A 12,379-nucleotide genomic window follows, 5' to 3' on the forward strand; every position below is an offset into this window, starting at 1 on the left:
AAGCAGGAACTTAGGTTCCTGCTTTTTTATTTGAGGGTAATGAGTAATACGTTGTAAAGAGCTGTTCCAGTTTAACCAACACTGCTTCCACACTCACTAATTTCATGGTGTCTTCCCCGTGGGCATGCGTTCCCCAGACATTGGTCTCTTCGGTCTTTTTAAGCACGTCGGTAACGGCCTGCGGGTAACAATCGACAGCCAAATGGCGAAAAGTATAGGGGCCTGAGACATTGGAACTGGTCACAGCGTGCAAGGCCACAACCGGAGTACCCACTGCTGCCGCCATGTGCGAGGGGCCCGTATCGGGACAAAGCATCGCCTGGCTCTGTTGAATTACCGCCAATAACTGTTTTGGCCGGGTTTTACCTACCAAATCGATGCAGTGAACCTGCTGTAAGATGGCATCTGCCAGTTGCCGGTCATAATCCCCAGGCCCGCCCGTCAGGACTACCTGCACGTTCCATCGCTGCTGTGCTTCTTTAATGACTGCCACATACCGATCAATAAGCCAACTGCGCTCGGGTTTACTGGCTGCGGGATTCACCAATAAAATCGGTCCCTGGGAAGGCAAATGCGCACGCGCCCATTGCACCTGCTCGTCAGCGATGGGCAAATCCCAGCGAATAGTCATGGAGGATAAACCAAGCACTTGCGCAAAACGCAGAAAGCCGTCGAGGGTATGATCATGACCTGGGGGAATCGTTTCTTTGATAAACAGGGCATGCCCATCTTTCGCGCGCAGACGGTCATAACCAATTTTACGCGTCGCTTTAATAAAGGGGTAAAGCAGGTTGGCACGAAAACTGGATTGAATGGCCAACAGGACATCAAATTGCCGATGACGCATTTGTTTTCGGAACTGCCAATAATCCTTAAACGCATCGGGCTTGGGAATCACGATGAACTCAACGCCATCCATGCCTTCAACCAGATCATAGGCCGGGCGGCAGATAACCCAGGTGATTTTAGCTTGAGGATAATGAGCCTGCAGGGTGCGTATCAATGGCACCGCCATTAAGACATCACCCAAGGCCGAAATACGAACGACACAAATGGAATTAATCATCTTGCAACAAAAATCGGGAGCCGCAATAAGGGCATACTTCCTGGCCTGTTTTTTCAATGGGCAAATACACCTTGGGATGCGCATTCCATAATTGCATTTCATCCGTGGGGCAGCTCAAAGGCAGATCACAGGGATGAACCACATACATTTTTTCAGTGCAGGCAGGCTGTTTTTTTTCATTTTCCGACATGTCTATCCTCATAATCATTCGTTTTTTGCGGGCTATTATCCAATATTTCCGCAAGCTTTGCCATGAATTCGCCGGTGATGTCCGGTTTGTCGCAGGAAAAAAAACACCCGTCCGGCCAACCGCGCAACCAGGTTAACTGACGCTTGGCCAATTGCCGTGTCGCGGCAATGCCTTTGTCGCGAAACTGCTCATGATCATCCCTTCCAGCGAGATAATCCAACGCCTGACGGTAACCCACCAGACGCATCGATGGGTTGGCCGGCGTTAACCGAGGCCAGCGTTCCAGCAATTGCCTGACTTCGTCAACAAAACCCTGTTTAAGCATGGCATCAAAACGCAGAGCAATGCGTTCATGCAGCCAGGCGCGCTCGTTTGGAAAAAGAATGCAATTGACAAAATGATGACGCGGCCTGCCTTTTCCCTGCTCTAAAAAATGGGACAAGGGCTTACCCGTTAAATAAAAAACCTCCAGAGCACGCTGGATCCGTTGCGTGTCATTGGGGTGTATACGCGCGGCAGCGACGGCATCGACATCGGCCAATTCACGGTGCATGGCCGCCCACCCGTTGTCCTCGGCTTGCCTCAGTAATTGCTGACGCAATCCGTCATCGGCTTCCGGTAAATCGGACAATCCCTGTTGCAGGGCATGGAAATACATCATAGTCCCGCCAACCAGCAGAGGGATGTTACCGCGGGCATGAATGCTCTCAATCAAACGGTTTGCCGCCTGACAAAACTCAGCGGCAGAAAACGAGTCGGGCGGATCAAGAATGTCCAGCAACTGGTGCGGTGCGCGCAGAAGCTCATCAGGGGTTGGCTTGGCTGTCCCAATGTCCATGCCGCGATAAATCATCGCCGAATCGACACTGATGATTTCCACAGGAAACCGTTCCACCAGATCACAGGCCAGGGCGGTTTTTCCCGAGGCCGTCGGCCCCATTAAACACAACACCGTCTCAGGCATGCAGCAATTCCCGGCAAAACAGAGTAGACAAGGGTTTACAGAATGATGTCTCTAAGGCCAATGTTTCGGCCTGTTGATGCAGGAAGTCTTTAAAATCGCCATGCACGCTGCTGTTAAGCTCAGGCAATTTCTGACTCGCTGTCAGTAAATGAATTAATTCACTCTCAGTCGGCATGGGTGCGTTCAACAACCTGGAAAAAAAATCGTTAAAGGCCAGATGCGGGGTTAACACGGGCAGGGTTTGAATGAGGAGTTGGCACTCGTTAAACCACTCCACCCGGATGCCGATTTGACCGAGCAGTTGACTATAACGCTGCTGCTGCAAATTGTCTATTATTTTTTCATATTGGTAACGAACAGGTACAAGCAGAGGGCGAAAAGCCAGGGGCAGGGGTTGAACCGCCAATTGCTTTAACAGCCACTCCCGATACAGGGCTCGCCAATCCGCGAGATACACCTGACCCCTGGCGCTTTGAAACACCATAAATTGCTCATCAATAGCCAGCATGGAACGATCAGTCGGTGGGGGCATCGCGGCCGACGTCAAAAAAACAGGTCTCTTTTCCTGAAGCGGCGGGACAGGGTTTTTCCTGCCAAACACCTTTGGCAAAACAATGTCAGGGCTTTCACATCGATCCAGGGCTTTTTGCAATTGAGATACCAGAAAATCATGGATGAATCGCGGCTGTTGAAAACGTATCTCGTGTTTGGTGGGATGAACATTGACATCGATGTCCGCCGGATTAAGGGTTAAATACAGCAGGCAGGCCGGATGTTTTCCCGGATAAAGCACCGGTTCAAAGGCGAGTTTGATGGCATGATGAATCAATTTGTCTTTGACCATTCGCCCATTAATATACACCCATTGCTTGTCGTTTTGATTGCGCTGGTAATCCGCTTTGCCCACCCATCCCCGTAGGCCAACACCGGCATGCTCCACGTCCAGGTAAACCGTCTGTTCGACAAATTCCTTGCCAAGGATTTTTCTGATGCGCCACAACGTCCCCTGCTCGTCCTTAGCCGCTGGTAGGTCGATGTGCTTTTTACCATTGTGCGTTAAATGAATGGCTAACTGCGGTGCGCTTAAGGCAAACCGTTTAATCAACAATTCGATGGCTTGAAATTCCTGCCGTTCGCTCTTTAAAAATTTCTTGCGTACCGGCGCATTAAAAAAAAGATCCTTCACATCCACCGTCGTGCCCTGGCTGCGGGCGCAGGGGTTGATTTGCAGGATGCCGTTTTCAGCCGTCAATTGCATGGCATGCGCCTGCTCTGCCGTTTTCGAGGTAATGCTTAAACGGCTGACCGAAGCAATGCTGGCTAACGCCTCGCCGCGAAATCCCATGCTGTGGATCATGTAAAGATCATTCAGTTGACTGATTTTGCTGGTGGCGTGAGGGGCAATGGCCAAGGGCAAATCATCAGCGACAATGCCTGAGCCGTTATCACTGACTTTTATCTGATTCAAACCGCCAAAACCAATGTCCACATGAATGGTATCCGCTTTTGCATCATAGGCATTTTCCAGTAATTCTTTCACCACCGATGCTGGACGCTCAATCACCTCACCCGCCGCGATTTGATTAGCCACGGTAATGGGTAGTTCTTTAATCCTTACGACCATGATGAAGGAATAACCAAACGTTGGCCGGCTCTTACCTGATTTCCTGATAAATGATTGGCATTTTTTAAAGCGGTCATGGACACGTGGTATTGAGACGCGATGGAAGGCAAGGTTTCACCCCGTCTAACCAGGTGCAGGCTGTTGCCGGACATGGCTTCAATGCGGCTGCCGTGCGGCGGATAGTCCCAGAAATAGCGTTTAAGCCCCTGGAAAATGGATTGCGTTAAACGCGTTTGGTAACGTGAATCGGTCAGGTTTTTCTCCTCTCTTGGATTTGAAATAAATCCTGTTTCAATCAGAATGGAGGGAATGTCCGGTGATTTAAGCACCATAAACCGTGCCTGTTCCACTTTGTGATTATGCAGTTTGGTGACGGTATTGAGATTGCGTAAAACCCGCTCGCCCATGTGCAGGCTGGCACCAATGGTTGCCGTTTGCGATAAATCAATGAGCACTTCCCGCACAAGGCCGCTCTGGTCATCGAGATCCTTGAGATTAACGCCGCCTAATTCCGAATAGTTTTCCTTCTCCGCCAACCAGCGTGCCGCTTCACTGGTGGCGCCGCGTTGCGAGAGGGCAAAAACGGAGGCACCGCTCGATTGCTGATTAATAAACGCATCCGCGTGAATGGAAACAAACACATCGCCATTGTACTGGCGGGCAATGTTCAGCCGCTCACGCAAACCGACATAATAATCGCCGCGGCGGGTCAATACAGCCCGCATCCCGGGTTGTCTGTCGATGATTTGCTTTAACTTAAGGGCAATGGCCAGAGTGATGTTTTTTTCCGCTGTACGGTGCGGCCCACTGGCCCCCGGGTCTTTACCGCCATGACCGGGATCAAGAACAATGACCACATCCCTCAAGGGTTTTTTAGGCATGTTGCGTACAGGCACCGGTTTGCTTACCGGTTGGCGAGACACAGCGAGTGGTTTTACACTCGGCGGGGTATAAGGCTTAACGCCATTGGCAGAAATATCCAGTGCAAAAGCATGCTTGCCCCCTTTCCACGGGTTGGCACGCAGTTTAACGGCATCACGCACTTCAAACACCAGCCGCAGCGTGTGTGGGTTAGGATGGCCGCTTCGCACCAGTTTGATTAATTCGTTATTGAGATTGAGTTGGTTCAGATTAAAAGCGAGGTTCGTGTTTTCAAAATCAACCACCACACGATCAGGGTTGGTTAATGTAAATACTTTATGGGCGATCGCACTGTCTAAGGTGAAAAACAACGACGTCTTACCCGCCTGCTGTTTGACTTGCACGGATTGCAGGCGTGCGGCCATGGCGTGAGTCGCGCAAAGGAGTAACAAACTCAATAAAACAAGTATTCTGCTTTTCATTGTTGGTCCGCCAGGCAAGTTAATATCGCTTCTCCAGCGACGGTTGATGCATACAAACTCATTAAACGCCCGTCCCCTTTTATTGCTAACAAACCATGTATATCCACATGCACCAAACTGTGTGGCGCCCGTTCTGGCCATTCGATACAACAAAACGACCGCTCAGTAAAAAATTCCCTGAAGCCAATATAATCCAATTCGGCCTCATCATGAATACGATACAGATCAAAGTGGTGAATTGACAAGTCCTGACACGGGTAACTCTCAACCAGAGAAAACGTCGGACTTTTAATCGCCCCCGTCACCCCCAAAGCCCGTAGCAGGGATCGCATAAAACTGGTTTTGCCTGCGCCGATTTCGCCGCTTAGCGTGAGTGTCAGCGGAAATGTCAAACACGAGGCCAGTCTGAAAGCCAGCGCCATGGTGTCATTTTCATCGGCAAGGTAATAGCGTTGTGCAGTCATACATCGGTTTCTTTTTGATTCGCCAGCCTTTGCAGGTAGGGGAGAAGATCACTGGCCAGCAAGCCTCGTTCACCCTGCTTCAGAGCAGCCCGATCTGCCGCCTGCGCATGCAGTTGCACGCCCAGTTTCAGGGCATTGCTTAAGGACAATCCCTGAGCCACCAATGCGGCGAGAATACCGCTTAATACATCGCCCATTCCCGGACTCGACATGCCAGGATTGCCCGCTGCACAGAGGTAGGTTTCCATTTTATCGGTTTTAATTAACGAGCCTGCGCCTTTAAGAACAACATTACCGCCATAGCGTTGTTGAATCTGCGAAACAGCCTCACAACGATCACATTGGATGTCCGCTGTGCTTAATCCTAACAGGGCAGCCGCCTCTCCGGGATGCGGTGTTAATATCCAGTTGTCATCGTGTTGCGGGTTTTGGGCCAGAAGATGAAGGGCTGACGCATCAATGACCATGGGCAATTGCGAAGCAATGACCAGATTAAACAGATGAACAGCCCATTCGTCCATCCCGAGGCCAGGTCCAATTACACAAACCGTCGCTTTGGCAAGCAGCGGCAACAGCTCGTGGACATCATCAATGCCGGCCGCCATCACCTCGGGGAATGCAGCAGGAATCATCACGGCGTGTTCCGGACGTGTCGCCACAGTCACCAAGCCTGCCCCCGCTCGCAAAGCGGCAGAAGCGGCAAGGCAAACCGCCCCAGGCATGCCAGGCCCGCCGCCAATGATCAACACGTGACCAAACAGACCTTTGTGTGAATTGCGTGGCCGTGGTGTTAATAATGACCTTAATTGTTGGCCATCCAGGATTTCTACCTCTGGAACCAGGGAGGAAAGGCAGGTTTCCAATTGCAGCGTATCCACAAAAAGAGCACCGCAATGGTCAGGACCATCCAGCGTCATCTGACCTATTTTTTTGCCAATGAACGTGACAGTGGCCGACGCCCTCACACAAACCCCCATTGCTTCACCGGTATCGCTGTTTAAACCCGAGGGAATATCGAGTGCCAGAACGGGGCAACCGCTGCTGTTGATTTGGGTAATGGCAAGGGCTAAGGGACCTTGCACCTCACCCTGTAATCCGATACCGAGCAAGGCATCGATAATCACATCCGTTTCTTCATCGATGGGCTCGTCCAAATCCTGACAGATAATGCCGGCCGCTACAGTCCGCAAGGCCGCGTGACGTGCTGTGTCAGGCAGCTGTTCGATGGCACGGTATTGATGAATAATCACGCGATAGCCCCCGGCCTGTGCTAATCGGGCCAGAACATAGCCATCGCCGGCATTGTTGCCGCCACCACAAAAAACCGTAAGGGTTCGCGCTGAAGGAAAGTTGTTTTTCAGGCACCGGAAAGCGGCCTGCCCGGCTCTTTCCATTAACTCATCTGCCGAGATGGCGAGGCGATTAATCGCCTCGCTTTCACAGAGACGGATTTGTCGGGTCGTGTACAATGAATGGGCAGGGCTGGTCATGGCAGACTCCTTTTAAGAATCAGTCTTTTTTGACCAAGGTTAACGCAGGTTTGGTTTTTCCCCGATGTTCTATTTTGCCCATTGGCGGGGAAGGAGGCGGTTCACTGGTTTCAACACCAAACTCCATACCACGGCCATTCTCTTTGGCATAAATAGCAATCACTGCGGCAGGGACTACGAAAATCTGCACAGTCTGCCCTGAAAACCGGGCGGTAAACACAATCCGATCATTTTCCAGGTGCAAACCTCGGCATGCCTGCGGCGAAATGTTAAGAACGATACGCCCATTGTTCACATGAGCGACAGGAACCTGAACGCCCGGATAATCGGCATTAACCAGAATATAAGGGGTTAAATTGTTATCCACTATCCAGTCATAGATAGCTCGAATTAAATACGGCTTGTTCGGAGTCATATTCAAGCTCATGATTATGCTGCCCTTAGCTGCCTCTCGGTATCCGTTAAACTTAACTGGAACGACTCGCGTTTGAAGATGCGCTGCATGTAGGCATTTAAGCCCTTTGATTTGGCAGGCACATCAATCCCCATTTGGGGAAGACGCCAAAGCAGAGGTGCAAGGGCGCAATCAAGCAACGAAAATTCGTCGCTCAGGAAATAGGGTTTGTCATTAAAAATCGGCTCCAGGCTGATTAAACTTTCCAGAAGCAGCGCTCTGGCTTCATCTGCATGGTTTTCGGCTCGGATGTCCTGCATGAGTCGATACCAATCCTGCTCAATGCGGTGCATCATTTTACGGGCTTCAGCACGCGCGACAGGGTAAACGGGTAACAGCGGAGGATGAGGGAAACGTTCGTCCAGGTATTCCATAATAATTCTGGCTTCATACAATACCAGTTCTCTATCCAGCAACGTAGGAACAGTACCGTAAGGATTAACCGCTAATAATTCGGAAGATGGCTCGTCACGTTTTGCCAGTAAAATTTCAGCATTGACCCCTTTTTCGGCTAAAACGATTCGGACTTGATGACTGTATACATCATCATTATCTGAATACAAAGACATAATTGTACGCTTCGCTACAATAGCCATCAGCAACTCCTCGTCAATCGTTAGTTCACGCCTAATTGCGCTCAAAGGCAAGCATTTTATCACAATTTGTCGGATGATTGCCGATTACTACATAATTTTATTCTTTTGGACAATTTTTATTCAAATGAATCACTTATGCAACCGACGCCAATAGACTTTCTTGAGCAGGTAGGCCAATACCAGAAAAACAACGAGGTAAATCAGAACGCCCTTGCCGATATCATAACGCACCAACTGGGCGGGTTCTGATACATAGGCTAAGAAAGTCACCAAATCCTGAACAGCACTTTCAAACTCTGCCAAATTCATCTCGCCTTTTTCCACTTGCAGAAGATGCGAGATGGTTGTCAGATTCGGGTTATTGTTATCATCCACAGCAATGATTTTTCCTGCCAGAGGTTCCAGCACATTGGGCATGGCCACGTCCGGTTTTAATAAATTGTTTGAACCGAAAGGCCGGGTTTTATCCGCATAGAAACTGGTCAAATAGGTGTAAATCCAAAACGGTCCCTTTTCCCTTGCACTCAACGACAAATCAGGCGGAACAATACCAAACCATTGCATGGCGTCTTCAGGCGGCATGCTGATTTGGATGGGGTCAAATACTTTGGCTTGAGTAAAAATTAAATTACTGAACAGTAAGTCGGTGTCCAATTCACCGTCAAAGGTAGTCAACCCCAGATCATGCGCCATGCGGTTATAGCGCATGAACCGTAAAGAATGGCAACCGGAACAATAATTCATGTACAATTTTGCACCGCGCTGCAAACGGGTTTCATCCTGCACGTTGAGGTCGAAGGTCTTTAATGCCACTTCATGGCCAACCGAGGCATGGCTTACCGAAATGAACAACACTAACAATACGGTCAATAGTCCTTTCATGATTATCTCTCTATCCTGTCAGGGACAGTGCGGTGCGTTTCAAAACGGGTATACAGGGGCATCAATAAAAAGTAGCCAAAATAAATGACCGTGCAGAGAAAAGCGATTGTCTGCTTAAGCGGGGTCACAATCACCGTACCCAGGTAACCCAAGACGATGAAACTAACGATGAATGCCGCTAAGGCCAGGCGCGACAGGTTGCCTTTGTAGCGCATGGAACGGACAGGGCTTCTGTCAAGCCAGGGCAGAAAAAACAGGATGACGATGGAAGCCCCCATGGCAACAACACCTAATAATTTATTCGGTATGGCCCGCAAAATGGTATAGAAAGGCGTCATGTACCAGACAGGAGCAATATGCTCGGGCGTCACCATCGGATTGGCCGGCGCAAAGTTGGCATGCTCCAGAAAATAACCGCCCATTTCCGGGATAAAGAAGACGACAGCCGCAAAAGCAATTAAGAAGACAATCACACCCACCAGATCCTTGACGGTGTAATAAGGATGAAAAGGAATGCCGTCCAGGGGCTTGCCTTCCTCATCCACGTGTTTCTTGATGTCAATTCCTTCCGGATTATTGGAACCGACCTTGTGCAAAGCCACCATGTGCAGAAAAACCAGAATCACCAGCAGCAGGGGAACACCAATCACGTGCAGAGCAAAAAAGCGCTGCAGGGTTGCATTGGCGACGTTAAAATCACCGCGAAGCCAGGTGGCCAGCGTTTCCCCAACAAAAGGAATCGCCCCAAACAGCGAGGTAATGACCTGCGCCCCCCAATAAGACATTTGTCCCCAGGGTAAAAGATAACCAAAAAAAGCTTCGGCCATCAGCAGAATAAAAATCACCATGCCAATTAGCCAGAGCAATTCCCTGGGCTTTTGATAAGACCCATACAGCAGGGCGCGAAACATGTGCAGGTAAATTACAATGAAAAAAGCCGACGCACCCGTCGAATGCATGTAACGCAAAAGCCAACCGTAATTGACTTCGCGCATGATGTATTCCACGGAATTAAAAGCCTGCTCGGAACTGGGCGTATAAAACATGGTTAACCACAGGCCGGTGACAATTTGATTGACTAACACCAATAAAGCCAGCGAACCGAAAAAATAGAAAAAATTAAAATTCTTTGGAGCATAATACTCACTGACGTGGTGTTTCCACGTGCTGATGAGAGGAAAACGTGCGTCTATCCAGTTTAAAAAAGCGCCCATGCTTGATTATCCTTGTTTTTCATCTTCACCAATAATAACGACACGCTCGCTGACAAAGCGGTATGGCGGCACTTCCAGATTAATGGGAGCAGGAACCCCCTTAAATACCCGTCCGGACAGATCAAACGTTGAACCATGACAGGGGCAATAAAAGCCGCCCGGCCAATCAGGACCCAGGGTATTTTCATCGGGCGTGTATTTGGGTGAACAGCCGAGGTGCGTACACACGCCAATCAGCACCAGGTATTCCGGGTTGATGGCGCGGTATTTGTTCTTGGCATACTCCGGCTGCTGATCGACCAGCGAGTCCGGATCGCGTAATTGTTCATTATGATTATCCAGCTGCTTAAGCATTTCCGGCGTCCGTCTGATGATCCACACCGGTCTTCCCCGCCATTCCACCGTGGCTTGCTGACCCGGTTCAAGATGGCTCAAATCGACCTCAACCGGCGCCCCGGCGGCCTGCGCCCTGGCACTGGGAAGCCAGGATGAAACAAAGGGGGTTAACGCACAGGCCACGCCCACTCCGCCAAGTATGCCCGTACTGGTCAAAAGAAATTTTCGGCGCTGCTCGTCAATGATTTCTTCATTGACTTCATTAGGGGGTTCAGTGTGACCGGGTATGCTGGTATCTGTCACGGCTATCGTCCTGTTCAAATTCCCTGAAATGCTGCCTGCAGTGAGGAGCAGGTAATGTATCTTCTGTTATATCAAAGAATTAGACATTTGGAAATGCCCGTCCAGACATCCTAAGCTTAAGTGACAGAATCACAGGTTCGCTGACACGCTGCGGCACTCCGCTGCTCACCCTGCCAATCGGAGAACACATGGGGGATGGATTAAACCAGTTGATGAATTGAAAAAAGACGACTAAAAAAAAACCCCGCTGAAGCGGGGTTAAAATCGGTATTAACGTTTTGAGTATTGGGTAGCACGACGTGCTTTGTGCAGACCCACTTTTTTACGTTCAACACGACGTGAATCACGAGTCAGCAATCCGCGGGCGCGTAATTTTCTGCGGTAAGAATTGGGGTTGGCTTCTGCGTCTTCCGCCAGACCTTCCTCATCGTAAGCGACCAATGCACGGGCTATGCCCAGGCGAATAGCACCGGCCTGACCAGAGATACCGCCGCCGGTTACTGTAATGTAAAGATCAAAATTGTCTAATTGATCAACTGTCTCAAGAGGCTGACGAACGATCATGCAAGACGTTTCACGGCCGAAATACTCTTCCAGCTTGCGATTGTTAATCTTGATTTCACCCTTGCCCTGTCGTAAAAACACACGAGCCGTTGAACTTTTTCTACGACCAGTGCCATAGTATTGCTGCATTTCAGCCATAATACTTATTCCTCAATCTCTAGTTGCTTAGGTTGTTGTGCAGCATGGGGATGCTCATTGCCAGCGTAAACCTTTAATTTTCGATACATTTCTCTACCTAAAGGATTTTTAGGCAGCATGCCCTTAACAGCCAGTTCGATAATGCGCTCGGGTTTGCGGGCCTGCATTTTATCGAAGGATTCTGACTTGATACCACCGGGGAAACCGGTGTGATGATAATACATCTTGTTTTTGAATTTTCGGCCTGTGACTGTCACCTTTTCAGCATTTGTTACAACGATATAATCGCCTGTATCAACATGCGGGGTATATTCAGGCTTATGCTTGCCTCTCAAGCGACGTGCAATTTCAGTAGCCAGGCGACCTAGTGTTTTATCACTCGCATCGACTACGTACCAGTCACGTTTGACTTCGTGAGACTTGGCGCTAAATGTCTTCATTAATTAACTCCGTACCGCCTACATTGGTAATCTTTCAATCTTGGACGGGCGATTTTAACCAAAACTGCAATAACCTACAAGTCAATTACAAATAAAACTTGTAATTAATGGTCATCAATAATAAAAGTTCTTGTTTAACTCCGACACAACCTCGTCGCAGACGCCCCGCTGGAGCAGCTGGATTTGAATACAATTTGGAAGAAAACAATACTTATAAACCTTCGAAGAATACTCAACTATGAATAATTTTTCAAGTCCTGTTTTCTTGGTGCAGCGCACAGGAATGCAAATTTTTTGCACTGAGTCTTGTT

General features: G+C 49.3%; 14 protein-coding genes. All 14 read right to left on the bottom strand.

Annotated elements, in window-relative coordinates; genetic code table 11:
• Positions 1-10: 10 nt before the first annotated feature.
• The 14 genes from Lrub_RS01520 to rplM all read right to left on the bottom strand — a co-directional run bounded on the left by Lrub_RS01520 (position 11) and on the right by rplM (position 12,068).
• Complete coding sequence (locus Lrub_RS01520; protein WP_058530441.1) at positions 11-1,066, bottom strand: glycosyltransferase family 9 protein; 1,056 nt, start codon at positions 1,064-1,066, stop codon at positions 11-13.
• Positions 1,059-1,256 carry a zinc-finger domain-containing protein gene (locus Lrub_RS01525; RefSeq protein WP_058530442.1) on the bottom strand — a complete coding sequence of 66 codons (198 nt, stop codon included), beginning with the start codon at positions 1,254-1,256 and terminating at the stop codon, positions 1,059-1,061. Before Lrub_RS01525 ends, Lrub_RS01520 begins: the two co-directional genes overlap by 8 nt.
• On the bottom strand, positions 1,243-2,220 hold the full coding sequence (miaA, locus tag Lrub_RS01530; protein ID WP_058530443.1) for a tRNA (adenosine(37)-N6)-dimethylallyltransferase MiaA: 978 nt from the start codon (positions 2,218-2,220) through the stop codon (positions 1,243-1,245). Before miaA ends, Lrub_RS01525 begins: the two co-directional genes overlap by 14 nt.
• A complete protein-coding gene (gene mutL, locus Lrub_RS01535; RefSeq protein WP_058530444.1) occupies positions 2,213-3,844 on the bottom strand; it encodes a DNA mismatch repair endonuclease MutL in 1,632 nt (543 codons plus the stop codon). Before mutL ends, miaA begins: the two co-directional genes overlap by 8 nt.
• Positions 3,835-5,187 carry an N-acetylmuramoyl-L-alanine amidase gene (locus Lrub_RS01540; RefSeq protein ID WP_058530445.1) on the bottom strand — a complete coding sequence of 451 codons (1,353 nt, stop codon included), beginning with the start codon at positions 5,185-5,187 and terminating at the stop codon, positions 3,835-3,837. The genes mutL and Lrub_RS01540 overlap by 10 nt, the downstream gene beginning before the upstream one ends.
• A complete protein-coding gene (tsaE, locus tag Lrub_RS01545; RefSeq protein ID WP_058530446.1) occupies positions 5,184-5,651 on the bottom strand; it encodes a tRNA (adenosine(37)-N6)-threonylcarbamoyltransferase complex ATPase subunit type 1 TsaE in 468 nt (155 codons plus the stop codon). The genes Lrub_RS01540 and tsaE overlap by 4 nt, the downstream gene beginning before the upstream one ends.
• Positions 5,648-7,141, bottom strand: coding sequence for a bifunctional ADP-dependent NAD(P)H-hydrate dehydratase/NAD(P)H-hydrate epimerase (locus tag Lrub_RS01550; protein WP_058530447.1), 1,494 nt, complete (start codon positions 7,139-7,141; stop codon positions 5,648-5,650). The genes tsaE and Lrub_RS01550 overlap by 4 nt, the downstream gene beginning before the upstream one ends.
• 19 nt (positions 7,142-7,160) lie before the next feature.
• Positions 7,161-7,562, bottom strand: coding sequence for a ClpXP protease specificity-enhancing factor (locus tag Lrub_RS01555; RefSeq protein ID WP_058530500.1), 402 nt, complete (start codon positions 7,560-7,562; stop codon positions 7,161-7,163).
• 8 nt (positions 7,563-7,570) lie between these two features.
• Positions 7,571-8,191 carry a stringent starvation protein SspA gene (sspA, locus tag Lrub_RS01560; RefSeq protein ID WP_058530448.1) on the bottom strand — a complete coding sequence of 207 codons (621 nt, stop codon included), beginning with the start codon at positions 8,189-8,191 and terminating at the stop codon, positions 7,571-7,573.
• 129 nt (positions 8,192-8,320) lie between these two features.
• A complete protein-coding gene (locus Lrub_RS01565; protein ID WP_420324337.1) occupies positions 8,321-9,076 on the bottom strand; it encodes a cytochrome c1 in 756 nt (251 codons plus the stop codon).
• Positions 9,076-10,287, bottom strand: a complete 1,212-nt coding sequence (locus Lrub_RS01570) for a cytochrome b (protein ID WP_058530449.1) — start codon at positions 10,285-10,287, stop codon at positions 9,076-9,078. Before Lrub_RS01570 ends, Lrub_RS01565 begins: the two co-directional genes overlap by 1 nt.
• Positions 10,288-10,293: 6 nt before the next feature.
• Positions 10,294-10,926: a ubiquinol-cytochrome c reductase iron-sulfur subunit gene (gene petA, locus Lrub_RS01575; protein ID WP_237760726.1), complete on the bottom strand. Its 633-nt coding sequence runs from the start codon at positions 10,924-10,926 to the stop codon at positions 10,294-10,296.
• Positions 10,927-11,196: 270 nt separating this feature from the next.
• Positions 11,197-11,628 (bottom strand): 30S ribosomal protein S9, encoded by a 432-nt coding sequence (rpsI, locus tag Lrub_RS01580; RefSeq protein ID WP_058530450.1) that lies wholly within the window; start codon positions 11,626-11,628, stop codon positions 11,197-11,199.
• A 5-nt stretch (positions 11,629-11,633) separates the two neighbouring features.
• Positions 11,634-12,068, bottom strand: coding sequence for a 50S ribosomal protein L13 (gene rplM / locus Lrub_RS01585; protein WP_058530451.1), 435 nt, complete (start codon positions 12,066-12,068; stop codon positions 11,634-11,636).
• Positions 12,069-12,379 lie beyond the last annotated feature (311 nt).

Source organism: Legionella rubrilucens (assembly GCF_001468125.1).
In the GTDB taxonomy this organism is placed as follows: domain Bacteria; phylum Pseudomonadota; class Gammaproteobacteria; order Legionellales; family Legionellaceae; genus Legionella_C; species Legionella_C rubrilucens.